General features: G+C 42.1%; 16 protein-coding genes and 1 riboswitch. Of the genes, 15 read left to right on the forward strand and 1 reads right to left on the reverse strand.

Annotated elements, in window-relative coordinates; translation table 11 throughout:
- Positions 1-157 precede the first annotated feature (157 nt).
- From ACXAFV_RS21600 to ACXAFV_RS21665, 14 genes are all read left to right on the forward strand, one after another.
- Complete coding sequence (locus ACXAFV_RS21600; protein WP_475129516.1) at positions 158-886, forward strand: DUF2161 domain-containing phosphodiesterase; 729 nt, start codon at positions 158-160, stop codon at positions 884-886.
- A gap of 198 nt (positions 887-1,084) precedes the next feature.
- Positions 1,085-1,612 carry a sigma-70 family RNA polymerase sigma factor gene (locus ACXAFV_RS21605; protein ID WP_475129518.1) on the forward strand — a complete coding sequence of 176 codons (528 nt, stop codon included), beginning with the start codon at positions 1,085-1,087 and terminating at the stop codon, positions 1,610-1,612.
- Positions 1,605-2,909 carry a DUF4179 domain-containing protein gene (locus ACXAFV_RS21610; RefSeq protein ID WP_475129520.1) on the forward strand — a complete coding sequence of 435 codons (1,305 nt, stop codon included), beginning with the start codon at positions 1,605-1,607 and terminating at the stop codon, positions 2,907-2,909. The genes ACXAFV_RS21605 and ACXAFV_RS21610 overlap by 8 nt, the downstream gene beginning before the upstream one ends.
- 133 nt (positions 2,910-3,042) lie before the next feature.
- Positions 3,043-3,591 (forward strand): DUF3231 family protein, encoded by a 549-nt coding sequence (locus ACXAFV_RS21615; RefSeq protein WP_475129522.1) that lies wholly within the window; start codon positions 3,043-3,045, stop codon positions 3,589-3,591.
- A gap of 118 nt (positions 3,592-3,709) precedes the next feature.
- A complete protein-coding gene (locus ACXAFV_RS21620) occupies positions 3,710-4,657 on the forward strand; it encodes a heme-dependent oxidative N-demethylase family protein (protein WP_475129524.1) in 948 nt (315 codons plus the stop codon).
- 3 nt (positions 4,658-4,660) lie between these two features.
- The gene (locus ACXAFV_RS21625; protein WP_475129526.1) at positions 4,661-5,122 is read left to right on the forward strand and encodes a dimethylamine monooxygenase subunit DmmA family protein; all 462 of its coding nucleotides are present in this window, start codon (positions 4,661-4,663) and stop codon (positions 5,120-5,122) included.
- Between the two features lie 15 nt (positions 5,123-5,137).
- Entirely contained in the window at positions 5,138-6,094 is a 957-nt protein-coding gene (locus tag ACXAFV_RS21630; protein ID WP_475129528.1) for a PDR/VanB family oxidoreductase, read from the forward strand.
- A 101-nt stretch (positions 6,095-6,195) separates the two neighbouring features.
- Entirely contained in the window at positions 6,196-7,806 is a 1,611-nt protein-coding gene (locus tag ACXAFV_RS21635) for a sensor histidine kinase (RefSeq protein ID WP_475129529.1), read from the forward strand.
- Complete coding sequence (locus ACXAFV_RS21640; protein ID WP_475129531.1) at positions 7,799-8,491, forward strand: response regulator; 693 nt, start codon at positions 7,799-7,801, stop codon at positions 8,489-8,491. Before ACXAFV_RS21635 ends, ACXAFV_RS21640 begins: the two co-directional genes overlap by 8 nt.
- Before the next feature lie 256 nt (positions 8,492-8,747).
- Positions 8,748-9,725 (forward strand): tripartite tricarboxylate transporter substrate binding protein, encoded by a 978-nt coding sequence (locus ACXAFV_RS21645; protein WP_475129532.1) that lies wholly within the window; start codon positions 8,748-8,750, stop codon positions 9,723-9,725.
- A 79-nt stretch (positions 9,726-9,804) separates the two neighbouring features.
- Positions 9,805-10,251 carry a tripartite tricarboxylate transporter TctB family protein gene (locus ACXAFV_RS21650; protein WP_475129533.1) on the forward strand — a complete coding sequence of 149 codons (447 nt, stop codon included), beginning with the start codon at positions 9,805-9,807 and terminating at the stop codon, positions 10,249-10,251.
- 12 nt (positions 10,252-10,263) lie between these two features.
- Positions 10,264-11,778, forward strand: a complete 1,515-nt coding sequence (locus tag ACXAFV_RS21655; protein ID WP_446245753.1) for a tripartite tricarboxylate transporter permease — start codon at positions 10,264-10,266, stop codon at positions 11,776-11,778.
- A gap of 19 nt (positions 11,779-11,797) precedes the next feature.
- Positions 11,798-13,318 (forward strand): FAD-dependent tricarballylate dehydrogenase TcuA, encoded by a 1,521-nt coding sequence (gene tcuA, locus ACXAFV_RS21660; RefSeq protein WP_475129535.1) that lies wholly within the window; start codon positions 11,798-11,800, stop codon positions 13,316-13,318.
- A 73-nt stretch (positions 13,319-13,391) separates the two neighbouring features.
- The gene (locus ACXAFV_RS21665) at positions 13,392-14,753 is read left to right on the forward strand and encodes an SLC13 family permease (protein ID WP_475129536.1); all 1,362 of its coding nucleotides are present in this window, start codon (positions 13,392-13,394) and stop codon (positions 14,751-14,753) included.
- A 60-nt stretch (positions 14,754-14,813) separates the two neighbouring features.
- Here ACXAFV_RS21665 and ACXAFV_RS21670 read toward each other — a convergent pair whose 3' ends face one another.
- Positions 14,814-15,287, reverse strand: coding sequence for an acyl-CoA thioesterase (locus tag ACXAFV_RS21670; RefSeq protein WP_446245756.1), 474 nt, complete (start codon positions 15,285-15,287; stop codon positions 14,814-14,816).
- Positions 15,288-15,436: 149 nt separating this feature from the next.
- Positions 15,437-15,632, reverse strand: a riboswitch (cobalamin riboswitch).
- Between the two features lie 185 nt (positions 15,633-15,817).
- On the opposite strand from ACXAFV_RS21670, the gene ACXAFV_RS21675 reads away from it, so the two are divergent.
- Complete coding sequence (locus ACXAFV_RS21675; protein WP_475129538.1) at positions 15,818-17,353, forward strand: flotillin family protein; 1,536 nt, start codon at positions 15,818-15,820, stop codon at positions 17,351-17,353.
- Positions 17,354-17,505 lie beyond the last annotated feature (152 nt).

Below are 17,505 nucleotides of genomic sequence, written 5' to 3' on the forward strand. Positions count from 1 at the left end.
CAATAAAGTACTATCATTCAATCGAACACTAATTATCCTTGAGGGACGGACCATTCATACAGGTCCGTCCCTCTCTTAATCTATAAAACCCCTTACAAACCAATACAAATGGTCTATACTTTTATTAAAGAGATTATCCACGAAGAAGGTTTTACATATGACGGAGAAAAAAAGAAAAGAAGCCGACCTCTATCAGCCCATTCAAAAGCATTTTACAAAACTCGGATACAAGGTCAACGGTGAAGTGAACGATTGCGACCTGACGGCAGTGAAAGGGGAAGAATTGATCATCGTCGAACTAAAGCTTTCATTGACGATCGATTTATTGATCCAGGCTGCAAAACGTCAAAGGCTGACCGACCTTGTCTATATCGCGATCCCTAAACCAAAGCGGACCCGTTCGAGAAGATGGAATGACATATGCCATTTGGTAAAAAGACTGGAGCTGGGATTGATCACAGTATCGTTGACGAAAAGGCCGAAGATTGAATTTGTGGCGCATCCCCAGCCATTTGACCGCAAGAAAGTCATGACATACAGCAAACGGAAAAGGACTGCCCTGATAAAGGAAATTGAAGGCCGGAGCGCTGATTATAATATCGGCGGCAGCAATAAGAGGAAAATCATGACGGCCTATAAAGAAAGCTGCATCCAAATCGCTTGCTGTCTTGAGAAATATGGACAGCTGTCTCCAAAAGGATTAAAAGAGCTCGGGACAGGAGACAAAACTCCATCCATTTTGCAAAAGAATTATTACAAATGGTTCGACCGGGTGCAACGAGGCGTCTACCAACTTAATGAGACAGGAAAAAAAGAGTTGGAGGCTTATCCAGAATTGGTTGCTTACTATGAAGAGAAGATGAATGGTAATCAGAAAGTTGAGTAACGCCAACTTCATGATAGTCATTATTCTCCGTTTGATTTAATGCATAGAGTTGGTTTTTTGTTCGTAAAAAGTCTGGGGTTCCATCTCATACCCCTGTGAGGTGGAAGCCCATTTTTGGTTTTTTTTAAAAAAATCAAATTCACTAAAACTTTTCCTGCACTGGGATGTCTAATCAATAGAGGGAAGGGGGAATTCCTGATGAGTGAGCTGGATCTCACCATGGTCAAGAAAGCGAAAAAGGGTGATGAGGATGCTCTGTATCAATTGATCCTGTCACATAAAGAACAGCTTTATCGTATGGCCATATCGTATTTGAAAAATGAAGAAGACGCCATCGAGGCGATTCAGGAAACGACATACCGAGCATATAAAGGGATCAAGAAACTGAGGAAGAATGAATACTTCACCACATGGCTGATTCGGATCCTGTTGAATTATTGCAATGATGAAATCAAGAAAAAGAAACGTGTCATTTATGACGATCAGCTCCTTCACTCAATGGAAGGTCCACCCCAGCGCAGCTCTTTTGAAACGGAGGACGCGATTCATTCATTGGAACAGCCCTACAGGAATGTGATTATGCTCAAATATCTTCATGATTTGAAAATCAGTGAAATTGCCGAAACACTTGAATGTCCCGAAGGTACCGTGAAAACATGGCTGTACAAAGGATTGGGCCTGCTCCGCAATCAGTTGAAAGAAAAGGAGGGTGACTTCCATGTATGAACACGAAGAAAAAAAGCTGTCTGAAGCGAAACAGAAGATGGAGGATCAATCAATGCCGCATCATCGATTGGAAGAAGCGATTTTTTCCGGGATCCGAAAAGGCAAGCGTTCGTCGAGAAGGAATCAGGCTGTCCGGGCTTGGATTGCATCTGCAGCTGCGGTGTTGATCATTGGAATATTTGCTGGATCACTTCGCATGTCAACTGACTTTGCGCGGTTGGTGAGCGGCATGCCTGGTATGGAGAAAATTGTAGAGCTGGTAAGAATGGATAAGGGATTACTATCGACAATCGAGAACGATCATGTACAGATGGCAGGGGAATCGGATGAACATCATGGAATAATCGTCACACTGGACTCGTTTATCTTGGATGAAGAGCAGATTGTGTTGTTTTATTCCATTGATTCAAGCGGCCGTTCATTGGAGAAAGTACATTCTTCTAGAATAGATATTCAAACGGAAGAAGGGGATTCGATTCCTGTCACTGCTTTATCTTTTGGCGGAGAAGATTTAAATGATAAAGAAAAGTTGTATTCCTCAACCATCGGGCTGGAACAGCCTCTAATAGAACGGAACTATGAGTTTGTTCTGCAGTTGGAGAATGGTGAAGATGAGTTAAGCGGGGAATGGCGAATTCCTTTAACGATTAACCATAATAAGGTCGGGAAAACAAGAACCGTTCGAGTAGACAAGACTTTTACAGTAGAGGGACAGGAAATTCATGTAGGTGATGTAAGGGTGGCTCCAACTCGTACAGCGGTTTCGTTTGAATTTCCATCGTCGAATTCGATGAGGATTTTCAATATCGAGGACCTGAGGCTGGTGGATGAGAACGGAGAAATCTGGTCGAAAATAGCTGATGGAGTCGTGTCCACCGGTGATTTCGATAAAAAGACCTATTATCTGCAAAGCAATTACTTTGAAAAACCAGAACAATTATTTCTCGCTTTCAATTCCATCAGGGCTCTTGATAACGATCGATTAGAAGTGGTCGTCGATCCTTCTGAAGAAAAAATTCTTGAGGCTCCTGATGAGCGTTTGGCTTCAGTAAAGTTCGAAGACGACTTACTGCTGTTCTCTTGGGATAAAGCTTACGAACAAGTCAATGATATCAACGCATTTAATTCCTACAAAGACGCCAGTGGAAATAAATATGATTTACAAAGTTTCGTGAAGACGGGAGAAGATGAATTCGGTTTTCCGTACTCCAAGAATGACAGCTTGTCACCGATCACACTCGAACTCCAAGACTATCCATCCTGGATAAAAGGACATGTAAAAATCCCTCTTCAATAACGTTAGAGGCCCGTCCCTCAACGCTTTAAAGCATTGAGGGACGGGCTTTTGTCACCTTTTAAATATGTATGATTAATTTCCCAATTTCAGGATATCCTAATCGATAATAACTATTTCGATGAGGTGATCTCCTGTGCCTAATACGCTTGAAGCATTGTTCGATTATTTAAAAACACGGTTCGATGATGAACCGAAACCGCGTCCGCATGTGGGTGAAGCCATGGGCTTCTGGCTTTATTACACAGCCATTGCGGAAGAGATACCAATCCTCGAAGCAGCGTTAAATACAACGACGGATAAAGACTTGGTTGAACTCTTAAATGATACAAAGAAACTGGCTCTTCACCAAATGCAGACGATAGAAGAGTTTATGTTGAAAGAAGGAATCCCTCTGTCGGATACTTCTGAAAAGAAACCGGTATCCGATCCAAATAGTGTTCCTCTCGGGGTAAAAGCGACAGACTCCGAGATTGCCAATCTGATTTCAGCGAAGATTGCAACTAACATCGTCATGTGCGCAACCAATAATAGTCAAAGTGTCCGGAATGATATCGGCTTGATGTGGATGAGATTCCAATCGGAGAAATCTGTGTTGGGAATGGACTTGAAAACGAAAATGAAAGAACGCGGCTGGCTGAAAGTGCCTCCTGCCTACATCCCCCCGGGTGCCCCGGCCAAATAATCTAAATGCCTTTCTCATAAAAAAGGGAAAGGTTTTTTTATATGATATCCCCTTCAAATACGAATCATTTTCCTATAAAATAAAAAGAAAGAATTTTCCGAAAAAGGATGATCATATGATGAAAGCTTCAGCTATGAGCGACTTTCCATATCCATTCAAAGATCCAGTCTACCGCTATTCCAACAATTCCATTCCTTTACATACACCAAGCTGCATCGAAGTGACTCCGAAATATAAAGAAGAAATGAAGCTGAAACGAATCCTCCTTAAGGATCATCCTGAACGCTGCTTTCAATCCCTTCCCCATAGCCTTCAATCACAGTGGGAAGTTGTGAGCACAGTGATTGATCATTTGGTTACGTATTATCCCCAGCATTTTTCCGTTGAGAAAAGCAATCGGAAGTGGACGTTTCGAAACAACATTCTGAACGATGAACATACCTTCATATATGGCGACGAATCCAGTCTTCCTTGTCAGCCTCTGGATTTTATCGGAAAGCACGTCCAGGAAGATTTGATCTTTATGATGCAAAGGGACGGTAATCTATATCTAGACGCAGGTCAGCTTTGCTTTCCTGCAAATTGGTCGCTTGCATTTAATGCAGGCATGACGTTTAAGGAGATTCATAGACCGATTCCAGGATTCAAGGAAGAGGGACTGGATGAGCGGATTCTCACCTTTTTGTTGAGGATGGAAGCAGGGGATCCGTGGGTACGCAGGAACTGGTCACTGATGGCGGGGAACCGTTTGGATACTTCACTCGAAACCTTCGATAAATGGGGTGCCGATAGAAGGAAGGTCACAAAAGACAATGCAGGGGAGTTTGTTCACTTCAGGGTCGAAGTCCAGAAGCTCTTCAGGATGCCGGGATCGAATGGAATTCTTTTTACCATTCATACTCATTTGCTGTCCCTCGAAGCGTTTGCCTCAAATCCTGATTGGCTTCAACAGTTTTATCAGATACTCGGGGAACTGCCGGAGTCCATCTCTGAGTACAAGGGGATTGCACTTTTTAAAGAACCGGTAATGCATTATTTAGAGGCCAGAATGAAAGAGAGCGGGTGAAATATGTTGGATAGCAGTAATCACTTCACATTTATACCCGGAAGAAGAATGTATTTATTCTGCGGCGATGAAGAAGGTATGAAAAAAATACAGCCTATCATTGAGGAAGTGTCCCAATATAATCTTCCAATTGAAATGTGTGAAGCCGATTTGGCGGAGTTAGCTTCATGGCTGCGCGATCAGAAGATGGGAAGTTATTTATATGTATCTGCATCTTGGAATCGACTCCGGGATATAAGGTTATTGGCAGAAGATATCGGCTTTACAGAAGATGAAGCGCAATACATAGGTCACGGAGAGAGAACCATGAATATTTTTTGCTGCAGATGCCATGGTGTGACACCGTATCAGGAATCAAAAGCAAATCTTCGGATAAACTGTTCACACTGCCAATTAAACCTTACTATTTCTGATCACTATTCTTCACTTCGGGATGCGTATCTGGGTTATGCTGCGAAGATATGAAAGGGCTGAAGGAAAATGAAGAGACTTAACTCGATACCCGTTTCAGTGGCATCAATCGAACAAGAAAGCACCGACGTCAAAGTGTTTGCACTGGTTCCGGAAGAAGGTGCTGTTTTTCCCCTCTTCAGCGGTGGATCTCATATTACGACGTATATCGAAAAGGGAAAGGGAGTCATCGCCAGATCGTATTCGTTGACGAATCATGCTGATGATCAGGAGTACCGGATCGCCATTCGGTTAAGCAGAAATTCAAGAGGGGGATCAGCCTACTGGCATAATCACATAAAGGCAGGGGACAGGTTACGGATCAGTTATCCTCAAAATCACTTCCCCCTTAGTTTCAAAGCAAAGCATCATGTTTTCTACGCGGCAGGAATCGGCATTACTCCATTTCTGGCCATGATGAAGGAGCTCGCCAAAAAAGGTTCCAGCTTTGAACTCCATTATGCTTCCAAAGCCAGAAAGTCCTGCCCTTTTTACACCTATTTGAAAGAAGAATATCCACAACAATGTTCCTTTTATTTCTCCGGGGAAAATAAGAGGCTACAAGTTTCGAGCCTGCTTCAGCACCCTATCGGAACCCATGTTTATTTATGCGGACCCCATTCGTTTATTGAGGATTTTAGAAAGGCAGCAAAGAGCTTCGGATACCCCTCTGCAAGTATTCATTTTGAACGATTTACTGCACCTGAGATAAAGGAATCTCAACCTTTTCTTGTGAAACTGACTTCAGGCAAGATCATTACTGTTGGTAAAGATCAGTCGCTGCTGGATGCACTTCTTGAAGAAGGAATCCAGGCACCATATTCGTGCCGGACAGGAAGATGCGGTACGTGTGAATTGAAAGTCCTTCAAGGTAAAGTAGACCATTATGATTCGTTTTTAACTGATGAAAATAGGAAAAGACATGGATCGATTCTTCCATGTGTGTCCAGGGCTGGATCTAAGGGGTTAATACTTGATATTGAATAAATGAATACAAATTCTTGCTAGATAAAATGAGTATCGGATTTATCTTCCCATAATATGATATATTTATAAAATAGAAAATTCAGTATATTAGGAGTATTAGGATGAAGAAACTTCTAGAGGTACCACTCCAAATTAAAATACTGGGACTGGTCATTTCACTTTTACTGATCGTAATAGGGCTGCTTACTTGGATGTTTGCATATAGAGAATCCCGGGAGGACGTTGAGCAAGCGGAAAACTTGGCAATGCAAACCGCCAAGACACTTTCTTATATGCCAGTCATCCAGGATTCATTTCGGGAAAAGGAGCCAGTAGAAAACTTAAGTGCGGTTACGGAACAAATTCGCGATCAGGTTGACGCATCTTCTATCCTAATTGAAAACAGGGATGGACAGATTGTCAGTTTTGTAGGACAAGGAAGCGGTGGTGATGATAGTAAGGACCGTTACCGTGCGCTTGTGTATGGAAGTAATGACCTTATTCATTCTGGGAAAGGGAAGGATGAGGTATTAAAAGGGATCGTACCTGTCATGATCCGCTACGATAATTTTAAAAAAGTGGAAGGTACCGTAACAGTGGAATTTGATATGGAGACCATTCGTAATAAGATTGCGTACGAAATCCGTACGATGCTTGCCCTTTCCGGTATTGTCCTGATCCTGGGTGTTTTCGGGAGCCTTTTTTTAGCAAGAAGTATACGTAAGGATACATTTGGCTTGGAACCTTATCAGATAAGTGCCCTGTTCAGAGAAAGAAATGCGGTTCTTCAATCTGTCAGAGAAGGGATTTTGGCAATCGATCAACAAGGAATCATTACCATGATGAATCAATCTGCCCGGGAATTGCTGGATACTCAGGAAGCCGTTGAAGGAAAAATGGTGACTGAGGTTATTTCCTCTCAGGCAATGTCAGATATGCTCAATACCTCTCTTGAATTCTCTAACATTGAGCTTCAATATAAGGAAAAGACGATGATTGTAAATGCGCAGCCTCTTATGGAAAATAAAGTGAAGGTAGGTACGGTTTTCAGTTTCAGAGACAGGACAGAAATAAAAAAAATGGTTGATGCCCTTTCGGAAGTCCAACAGTATTCGCAAGACTTAAGGGCTCAGACCCATGAATTTAAAAACAAACTATATGTTCTTCTTGGGTTAATCCAATTGGGTAAACATGAAGAGGCGATTACATTCATCAAGGAAGAATCTGATCTGCAAGAATACCAATCTACCATCTTTTTTCAAAGTATTTTAGATGAGAAAGTTCAAGCCATTCTATTAGGGAAAATCGCGAAAGCATCGGAAAAGAAAATAGATTTTCAGATAGATGGTGAAAGTTCGCTTGATCCACTTCCTGATTTCATAGGGTTTTCACCTCTTATCATCATACTTGGAAATTTGATCGATAATGCATTCGAAGCGGTAATCGATCAAAAGGTCAAGTTCGTTTCTTTTTTTGTGACCGATATTGGGAACGATATCATTTTTGAAATAGCGGACAGCGGAAGAGGGATATCGGGAGTTGATGACCAACTGATACTTCAAAAAGGAATTTCTACTAAAGGCGATCAACGTGGATACGGACTTGCAAATGTAAAAGAAGAACTATCCTTACTTGGGGGATCAATCGAATGGAATTCCCAAAAAGAAGAGGGGACAGTTTTCACCGTAATCTTACCGAAATCAAACGAACAAATGGGGGATAGATATGATTAAAGTTGTAATAGCGGAAGATGACTTTCGAGTTGCACAAATACATGAAGAATTTTTGGCGAAAAACCATAAGATGGAATTGGTTGGTAAAGCGATGAATGCTAAAGAAACATTGGAAATTCTGCATGAAAAAAGTGTAGATTTGCTTTTGCTTGATGTGTATATGCCTGACCAATTGGGGACTGAATTATTACATAGAATCAGGTCCGACTTTCCTTTTGTTGACATTATGATGATTACAGCTGCAAAAGATAAGTCATTTTTAGAAAAGGCACTTCGATATGGAGTCGAACAGTACTTAATTAAACCGGTTATGTTGGAGAAATTTCAAGAGGCAATGAATGCATATATTCAAAAAAAAGTAACGCTTGATTCTGCTGGCGAGGTAAACCAGCAAATACTGGACCAATTCTTTGGTGGGGAAAAATCAAAGGAAGCTGAAAAAAGAAATGATCTTCCCCCAGGAATAGATTATTTAACTCTTCATAAAGTGACTGACATTTTGCAAAAAGAGAAAGAAGGAATAACCTCAGAAAGAGTCGGCGAAAAGATGGGGGCATCCAGGACGACCGCCCGCAGATATCTCGAATATTTGGTGGGAACAAAGGATGCCTCAGTAGAACACGTTTATGGGATTGTCGGCCGCCCTGAAAGAAGATATCGATTGAGTAATGAGAAGATAGTTTGATAGCAGGTCTGGCACAGGTTAAAGGCAATTTCCTTTAATCATATGTGGCAGACCTTATTAGTTTAAAAGAGGAGACCGTAAAGTAGATCTGTTGTGAACAAAATGAACAAAATACCCATAAATTTTTTAAAACACAATATTTTGAAAACGTTTACATAAAGACGTTCGGCAACTAGGATTAAATTAACGTATTTCACCTTTTTGACATGGGGATGATTCGGGTGAGTACAAACAACAAAAAGGGGTGCAGGAAAATATGAAAAAGTATGGATTATTAATGATTATCTGTGTAATGGTTTTGATGACTGCCTGCTCAAGCTCTGCTTCAGGAGGGAAGGAGTTTCCGTCAAAGAATATTGAAATCATTGCTCCAGCCTCTCCAGGCGGAGGATGGGATTTAACAGCTCGTTCCGTACAAAAGGTTTTACGTGACAATGACATTGTGGATAAAAACATCAATGTAATTAATAAACCAGGCGGCGGTGGCGAAGCGGGATGGAAATATCTTGAAACAAAAGACGCTCATTATCTGGCAATCAATTCAAGTTTAGTATTAACGAATAAATTACTGGGACAAAGTGATCTGTCTCATGAACAATTCACACCGATTGCTACATTGGCAACAGAATGGCAGGCGCTGGCAGTCCCGGTTGATTCAAAGTATGAAACTGCATCAGATTTATTGGAGCAGATGAAAAAAGATCCAAAATCAATCAAAATCGGGGTTGGTCCAGGACTCGGAAACGATGACCATCTATCATTAGTACAAGCTGCAAGTGAGAAGGGAATTGATCCTACTAAACTGGACTTTTTAGTATATGAAGGCGGAGGAGATGTAGTGACTGCTCTGCTTGGAGGGCATGTAGATGCTGTCACAACTTCTCTATCTGAAGTGAAAGAGCAGCATTTAGCAGGGAAACTGAAGATATTAGCGGTTTCTTCTGATAAACGATTGGAAGGACTTGATGATGTCCCTACTTGGACTGAAGAAGGTGTCGACATGGTATTCCCACATTGGAGAGGCATCATGGGACCTCCTGATATGACGGAAGAAGAAGTTGCATATTGGGATGAAAAAATCGGAGAAATGGTGAAAACAGATGAATGGAAGAAAATGCTTGAAAACAATGATTGGGATGACTTTTACAAGGACAGTAAAGAAACAAAGGAATTCATGAAGGAACAAGAGGAACTATATACAGAACTTGTGAATAGCTCAGGGTTAACGAATTAAACTAATACAGGATTGGAAGGTCGGGAGGAAGGCTGGCTTAGTCTTCTCCCGCCTTATGTTAGAAAGGAGGCTGAAGTGAATGAGAGCAATCAAACTGGGAATGCCGATCTTTTTAATCCTATTAAGCTTCTCTTTTTTAGTAGGTTCCATGAATTTACCCAAGGCAAATCTTGGGAATCCAAATGGTCCGCTTTATTTTCCAATTGGTTTAAGTGTGTTTATGCTGATATTCAGCATCTTCTATTTCTATCAGGAGTGGAGAAGTTTACATGTCCATAATGAGGAAATTAAGTTGTTACTTAAAGGCAGAACACCTAGATTGATTGGACTGACAGTTTTATATGGAGGTATCTACGCTTTCATATTTGAACGGATAGGGTTCTTATTTTCTACGATTCTATTCTTGACAGCGTTATTATTCACGGTAAATGGAAGGAAAGTTTTTGTGAATCTGGCTGTAGCAATATGTTTTTCCTTTCTATCATGGTATGCATTCAGCGTTTTATTAGGAGTCAGTCTTCCTTAGGAGGTGAGTTAAATGGATTTAAGCAACTTTATGCAAGGATTAACGACTGCTTTAGAACCTATTAATATTATGTGGGTTGTAATCGGGGGATTTCTTGGAACGATAGTCGGAATGCTGCCTGGATTGGGTCCGGCAACTGCGGTAGCCGTATTAATCCCGATTACATTTGGGATGGAGCCCGTCAGTGCAATCATTTTAATGGCAGCCATCTATTATGGTGCGATGTACGGTGGGTCGAGGAGCTCGATTCTATTGAATACCCCGGGTGATGGATCGGCGATAGCGGCTACATTTGATGGATATCCAATGGCCCAGAAAGGTCAGGCAGGCCAGGCCATGGCCATCTCGGCAGTCGCATCGTTCATCGGCGGGATGATGGCTGTAATCGGGTTTATCTTCCTTGCCGAACCGCTGGCTAGTTTTGCATTGAAGTTTGGTCCTGCTGAATACTTTTTATTAATGCTGTTGACTCTCTCAGCCATTGTTGCTCTATCGGTGGGTAAAATGGTCAAAGGCTTTATCGCCATGTTTCTGGGGTTGATGCTCAGTACCGTTGGTATTGACACTCAAAGCGGAGTCTATCGTTTCACTTTTGGAAGTTCTCATTTAAGTGAAGGAATCGATTTCCTAATCGTCATTATCGGTGTATACGCAGTGGGGGAAGTACTTTACAACTATTTGACGATTGATCAAGTGAAAAAAGAGAAAAAGAAAGTCGGTAAGATCTGGTTTACAAAAGCGCAGTGGAGACGGTCATTATGGCCGATTCTGAGAAGCGGCCCGCTAGGATTCGTGGTTGGAGTCCTTCCAGGTGCCGGGGGATCGATTGCTTCTATGATCAGTTATTCGACAGAAAAGCAAATCTCCAAAAAGCCAGAGGAATTCGGCAAGGGTGCAGTGGAGGGGCTGGCGGCTCCGGAGTCTGCAAATAATGCTGCTTCAGTAGGTGCCATGATCCCGTTATTAACAATGGGCATCCCCGGGTCCGGGACTACAGCTGTCATGCTCGGAGCCCTTGTCATGCTTGGTATGAAGCCAGGTCCTTTATTATTTGAAAATGACCCGAATACTGTGTGGACGTTGATCAACAGTATGTTCATTGGAAATATCGCGTTAGTTATAATTAATATCTTACTAGTTGGTCTATTAGTTAAGATTCTTGATACTCCTGCGAAAGTTTTATATCCGGTTATTGTGATTCTTGCTTTTATCGGAACCTACACACTCAGTTACAGTGCAGTGGACTTCTTTCTGTTATTAATTTTCGGAGTATTCGGTTTATTCCTGAAGGTGATGGACTTTCCTATCGCTCCGCTTGTACTGGCATTGATTGTCGGAGCTGATATGGAGCAGAACTTTAGGATGGCAGTACTCTCATCGAATGGAAGTCTGGGTATCTTCTTTGATACACCGATTGCAATTGGATTAACTGTATTAACTCTTTTATCCCTCTTTTATCCATTGCTTATTAAGGTCCTTAAAAAAAGGGGAAGAGATCCTGTAAACCCGATATCAAAAGATATGTAATGAATAGGAGGACAAATAGATGCCAAACCAAAAATCATTTGATTTAGTTGTAGTTGGGGCAGGTAACGCAGCTTTATGTGCAGCCATTTCAGCCCGTGAAGAAGGAGCGGAAGTGTTGGTTCTTGAAAAAGGTCCCAAGCATAAAAGAGGCGGAAATTCATTCTTTACGGATGGGGCGATCAGGGTGGCCTATCATCATTTAGATGATATCCGTAAAGTTGTAACCGATCTCTCGGATGAGGAAGCCGAAGCTATCGTCATGCCGGAGTACAATGAAGATGATTATTATCAAGATATCATGCGCGTTACGAAAGGAGAAAGTCAGCCTGACCTGGCAAAACAGCTGGTTGATCGTTCGTTTGAGACGCTGCTCTGGATGAAAGGGCATGGAGTGAAATTTGAACTTAACTATGATAATCAGTCCTATGAAAAGGATGGCAAACGACAATTCTGGGGAGGACTGCCGATTAAGACCGAAAATAAAGGTATTGGTTTAATGAAGCAGCTTTTTTCCCGTGCAGAGGAGCTGGGGATCGATATCTGGTATGAGACCGCTGCAGTTGAGCTATTAAAAAAAGGCGAAAAAATAAGCGGTGTCGTCGTCCAGCAGGGTGAAAATAGGATGACAGTGGAATCAACCGGGGTTGTTTTGGCTTGCGGGAGTTTTGAAGCAAATAAAAAGCTTCGAAATGAATATATCGGTAAAGAATGGGAAGCGGCAATCGTTCGCGGCACAGAATATAATACAGGTGATGGAATTTCAATGGCAGCAGCTGTTGGAGCAGAGAAGTTTGGTGAATATTCCGGGTGCCATTCAATCGGAACGGATTATCATGCACCAAAAGTTGGTGACTTCAATAAGCCGGGAGATATCTTTAAGAAACATTCCTATCCCCTTAGTATCATGTTGAATAATGAAGGAAAACGGTTTGTAGATGAAGGTGCAGACTTCCGGAATTATACGTACGCTAAGTACGGACGGGAAATTCTGAAACAGCCCGGTCATGTTGCTTATCAAATTTATGATTCCCAAGTACGTCCGCTGCTAAGAAAGGAATATGATCTGGAAGAAGCGACCTATTATAAAGGCGGGACTTTGGAGGAACTGGTTAATCAGTTGTCAGTAAATAAAAAGCAATTTCTTCAAACAATCGAAGATTATAATGCGGCAGTACAAGATGGAGAATACAATCCAACTGAGAAAGATGGAAAGAAGACCGTTGGTATAACACCAGAAAAGACGAACTGGGCATTAAAGATTGAAGAAGGACCTTTCTATGCATTCCCGGTAACTTGCGGTATTACGTTTTCATTTGGCGGGCTGCGTGTTAATTCATTCGGAGAAGTACTGAATAGAGATAATAAACCACTGTCCGGGCTTTTCGCTGCAGGAGAAATGGTTGGCGGAATCTTTTATCATAATTATCCTGGCGGCTCAGGATTGATGTCAGGTGCAGTGTATGGAAAATTGGCAGGTTCCGCTGCTGCTCGTTATGCACTTAGCAATAAGCAGGACTCAAAGATCATTAATCGAACTTGATTGGTTGAAAAGAAAGAAAGTCACCTGTTTTTCGGTGACTTTTTCCTTTGAGTGGTGAATGGGAGTAATGGAAATGAAAAAACAACTCTTACTGGTTATTTCAATCTTTTTATATGGTTTGTTTTTTTTACCTCTTTTTGATTGGGATGAAAAATGGAAGGCAATCGCTGCCCTCATCATCATACAGGTATTATGGATTGGCAAAGTCTTTCCGCTTGCCTTCAGCTCACTTTTGCTGATTTTACTTCTTTCATTTCACTTTTTCAGTTACGAACAAACATTGAGTTATTTTAGTTCGGGTATCGTTTGGCTCTTGTTTTCAACGTTTATTATCTCAACGGCATTTATTAATACAGGTCTTGCGGGCAGGGTTTCCCTCTATATGTTAAAACTCTCCAGGGGTTCCGGGAAGGCATTGATTTTCATCTCTTTTTTACTCATGGTTGTATTGTCTGTCCTTATCCCATCTAATGTAGGGAAAGGGAGCTTATTGTCCTCTGTTCTGGATAGTTTGATGAAAAGTTTAAGAAAAATAGGGGATGTCGGTTATTTAGGCAAATCCCTGTTCATAGGAGTTGCCTATCTAGCTGCGATTTCAGGTGCCTTTGTTGCCACTGGAGCCAGTTCTACTATTTATGCTTTCGGGATCATGAGTGAAGTTTCTCCCACTCTGAACTACTTAAAGTGGTTTGAACTATTTGGGATTCCTGTTTTTCTGTTTATTGTGATCCTATGGGGAATATTTTTAATTGTTTTTCCTCCAGAAAAAATAGACCGTAAGCTGTTATTAACGTTAATTGAGGGGAAGATTGATGAGTTGGGGCCAGTGAGCATCAATGAAAAGAAAATTATGTGTATAATCGCGGGAACCTTGATTTTATGGATTGCACAGCCTGTACATGGGTACTCAATTCCTCAAGTCGGCCTAATGGGTGCTTGCTTTACCGTGTTCCCTTTTGTGGGGGTATGGGATTGGGATGAAGCTAGAAAGTCAATAGATTGGGATTTGATGCTCTTTTTCGCTTCTACATTGATGGTATCAGGGATGTTAATTAGAACAGATACGATTGATTGGATGGCAGCTGGATTAAATGGTATCCTTTCGGGTCATCCACCTTGGGTTGTCATACTTGTCTTAATTATATGCACGAGTGTCATTCGAGTCGTATTCGTGAATATCTTAGGTTTTTTGACAATCATGCTCCCCCTAAGTGTGACGATTGGACATACGATTCCGGATTTATCACCTATGCATATTGCAATGCCGGTATTTCTTGCATGCGTACCTGGATTTTTCCTTGTTACCCAGTCACCTGTACACTTGATTAGCTTCTCATATGGCTATTTTACAGATAAGGACCTGCTACGAGTAGGGCTGGTTGCATCCATTGCATGGATAGCCGTCATCTTATGCTCTGTATTTCTTTATTGGTAAGGCTGATACCAATCAAGATGTTAAAGAGGGTATGAACAGATGTCTGTTCATACCCCATCCCTATTTAATCAAAGCCCGATTCTTCCTATGCTCCTTACGCAGAACCGCGGTGTTAAATAATCTTTTTTCCTCCTCCGTTTCAGGAATCACTTTCGGTACAGGCTTTGGCTTCCCGTCTTCATCCACTGCAACCATGGTAAGGAATGATTCTGTCGTCAACGTCTTGATACCAGTCAATAGATTGGTAGAGTACACTTTTACATAAACCTCCATTGACGTCCTTCCTGTAGAAGTCACAATCGCTTCGAGGCTCAGCGCGTCTCCGACAGTTGCAGAAGAAAGGAAATCAACCGAATCGATCGAAGCCGTGACCACCACGGAACTGGAATGCTTCATGGCTGACAGTGCCGCAATTTCATCAATGAAAGCCAATACCTTTCCTCCAAAGATCGTTTGCATGTGGTTCGTGTCCGGCGGCAGCACCAATTTTGTTTGGATCGTGCGTGAACGTTCAACTGGATAAGCTTGCTCCATCTTTTTTCATCTCCCCATAAGTCTTGAAATTAAAAATGCATCTCCTTTTTGAAAGAAGATGCAGCTATTCCAATCGAACGATCGGGATCCATTGAAATCTCGTTTGTCGTTCCATAAAGCGCAACACCCTCCTATCTCCCGTAGGAACTCTGTGTTCTTCCCGATTGGCAGGTCTCCTGGCTCGGCTTCGTCAACTTCTTATCCCTTCCCGTTCCGAAGACGAAACAGTGGGCTTCATAAGAAATCTCAGCCTTACAGTGGCGGGACCGCGCTGGATTCTCACCAGCTTCCCTTTTAAGAAGAGGGTCTACTGACATCCTCTTCACCAATGAGCAATAATGAAATTGTGAACGCTTTTATTCTACCATATTCGACGTCATTAACATTCATTTTGTCAGAAAAAAGAGAACCTGCTGACTTTTTTACCAATTTTATGAAACCTTTACAGATCCTCTCCCGTAGATAGTCATATAACCAGTTTAATAGCAGAAAAAATATTACTGCAAAAAATTAATAGGGGGTATGTAAGAATGGGTTCTTTAACTGTCATTGGTGTCATTATGTTCCTTATTCCTGTATTGATTGTAGCGGCAATTGCGGGAATCGGGTATTATTTCTGGATGCGATTCCGTTACCGCACGGCAAAGTCCAATCAGGCCTTGATCATCACGGGTCCGAAACTCGGGGATCCAGAGAAAGAAACGAATATCTTTACCGATCAGGAAGGACGTTCCATGAAGATCATCAGGGGTGGAGGATACCGTCTGAGACGATTCCAGACCAGCACACCTGTCAATCTTACGTCTTTCCAATTGAAGCTGTCGACTCCGCGTGTCTACACAAACGGAGGGGTCCCGATCGTTGCTGATGCGGTCGCGATGGTCAAAGTGGCTGATACATTAAACGGGATTGCCAATTATGCAGAGCAGTTCCTTGGTAAAGATCAAAAAGAAATTGAAGATGAAATTATTGAGGTATTAGGAAGTAATCTGCGGGCCATTTTATCAAAAATGACCGTCGAGGACATCAACAGCAACCGGGAGAAGTTCAACGCCGACGTATCGGAGATTGCGCAGAAACAGCTTGATCTGATGGGCTTCAAAATCACTTCTCTCGGCTTGACGGATATACGTGATGCCGATGAAGAAAATGGATACTTAAAGAACCTTGGACGCCCGCGTATCGCGGAAGTACGCAAGCAGGCAGAAATCGCCGAGGCAAACACTGAACGTGAAACGCGGATTCACCGCGCGCAGACGGATCAGGAAGCGAAGGAAGAAGAGTATAAGCGTCAAATTTCCATTGCCGAATCCAAGAAGGAAAAGGACATCAAGGATGCGGCATTTAAAGAAGAAACAGAACGTGCCCGGGCGAAATCCGAGCAATCGTATGAACTTGAAAAAGCGAAGCTTGCAAAAGAAGTAAAAGAAGAAGAATTGACGCTCCAGTTCCTTGAGCGCGAGCGAGCGGTCAAACTCGAAGCGGAAGAATCGAAAGTGCGTCAAACGAAGGCAGACGCAGAATATTATGAAACGACCCGTAAAGCGGAAGCAGAAGCGCGTAAAGCAGAAATCGATGGGGAAGCAAAAGCCAAGATCCGCAGGGAAGAAGGATCTGCTGAAGCGGATGTCATCAGAGAGCGTGGTAAGGCAGAAGCGGAAGCACGTAAACTGCTCGCTGAAGCAATGGAAAAGCACGGGGACGTCATCATCACTGAAAAACTGATCGAAATGCTGCCTGTATTTGCTGAAAAGATTGCACAGCCGTTAAACAATATCGATTCTGTGAAAATCATTGATTCAGGCAATGGGCAGGGTGTCCCTTCATTCGGTAAGAGCATTACAAGGACAATGCTTGATATGCAGGAGCCATTGAAGGAAATGACCGGGATCGATGTGGGTGAATTGTTACGGTCATACGCTGACAGGAAACCTGAAAGACACTATCAGCCTGTCATTTCCCAAACCGGTGAAAGGGAAAGCGCAGCAGGAAAAAACATATCTGAGCCTGACAGGCAAGATGATACAAATGAAGATAATGAAAATCAAAATCAAAATCTGAATTAAGCTTAGGGTCACTCTTCAAATTGAAGAGTGGCCCTTTTTTGAATCACTACAAAACAAGGTATTCAATGTAACAACGCTTCCTATCAAATAGAAGCATTTCATTTGTCGAATTCCTGTTATACCAGGGGTTGTGCAGCCTGTATTTTCCCAAT

This window comes from Rossellomorea sp. ABR4_012, assembly GCF_056159545.1.

What these genes read in the sequence shown, in the direction of transcription:
- ACXAFV_RS21675 (WP_475129538.1), top strand. Translation starts at nt 15,818, where the DNA reads ATGGGTTCTTTAACTGTCATTGGTGTCATTATGTTCCTTATTCCTGTA.
- ACXAFV_RS21645 (WP_475129532.1), top strand. Translation starts at nt 8,748, where the DNA reads ATGAAAAAGTATGGATTATTAATGATTATCTGTGTAATGGTTTTGATG.
- tcuA (WP_475129535.1), top strand. Translation starts at nt 11,798, where the DNA reads ATGCCAAACCAAAAATCATTTGATTTAGTTGTAGTTGGGGCAGGTAAC.
- ACXAFV_RS21650 (WP_475129533.1), top strand. Translation starts at nt 9,805, where the DNA reads ATGAGAGCAATCAAACTGGGAATGCCGATCTTTTTAATCCTATTAAGC.
- ACXAFV_RS21665 (WP_475129536.1), top strand. Translation starts at nt 13,392, where the DNA reads ATGAAAAAACAACTCTTACTGGTTATTTCAATCTTTTTATATGGTTTG.
- ACXAFV_RS21610 (WP_475129520.1), top strand. Translation starts at nt 1,605, where the DNA reads ATGTATGAACACGAAGAAAAAAAGCTGTCTGAAGCGAAACAGAAGATG.
- ACXAFV_RS21670 (WP_446245756.1), bottom strand. Translation starts at nt 15,287, where the DNA reads ATGGAGCAAGCTTATCCAGTTGAACGTTCACGCACGATCCAAACAAAA.
- ACXAFV_RS21635 (WP_475129529.1), top strand. Translation starts at nt 6,196, where the DNA reads ATGAAGAAACTTCTAGAGGTACCACTCCAAATTAAAATACTGGGACTG.
- ACXAFV_RS21655 (WP_446245753.1), top strand. Translation starts at nt 10,264, where the DNA reads ATGGATTTAAGCAACTTTATGCAAGGATTAACGACTGCTTTAGAACCT.
- ACXAFV_RS21605 (WP_475129518.1), top strand. Translation starts at nt 1,085, where the DNA reads ATGAGTGAGCTGGATCTCACCATGGTCAAGAAAGCGAAAAAGGGTGAT.
- ACXAFV_RS21640 (WP_475129531.1), top strand. Translation starts at nt 7,799, where the DNA reads ATGATTAAAGTTGTAATAGCGGAAGATGACTTTCGAGTTGCACAAATA.
- ACXAFV_RS21630 (WP_475129528.1), top strand. Translation starts at nt 5,138, where the DNA reads ATGAAGAGACTTAACTCGATACCCGTTTCAGTGGCATCAATCGAACAA.
- ACXAFV_RS21625 (WP_475129526.1), top strand. Translation starts at nt 4,661, where the DNA reads ATGTTGGATAGCAGTAATCACTTCACATTTATACCCGGAAGAAGAATG.
- ACXAFV_RS21620 (WP_475129524.1), top strand. Translation starts at nt 3,710, where the DNA reads ATGAAAGCTTCAGCTATGAGCGACTTTCCATATCCATTCAAAGATCCA.
- ACXAFV_RS21600 (WP_475129516.1), top strand. Translation starts at nt 158, where the DNA reads ATGACGGAGAAAAAAAGAAAAGAAGCCGACCTCTATCAGCCCATTCAA.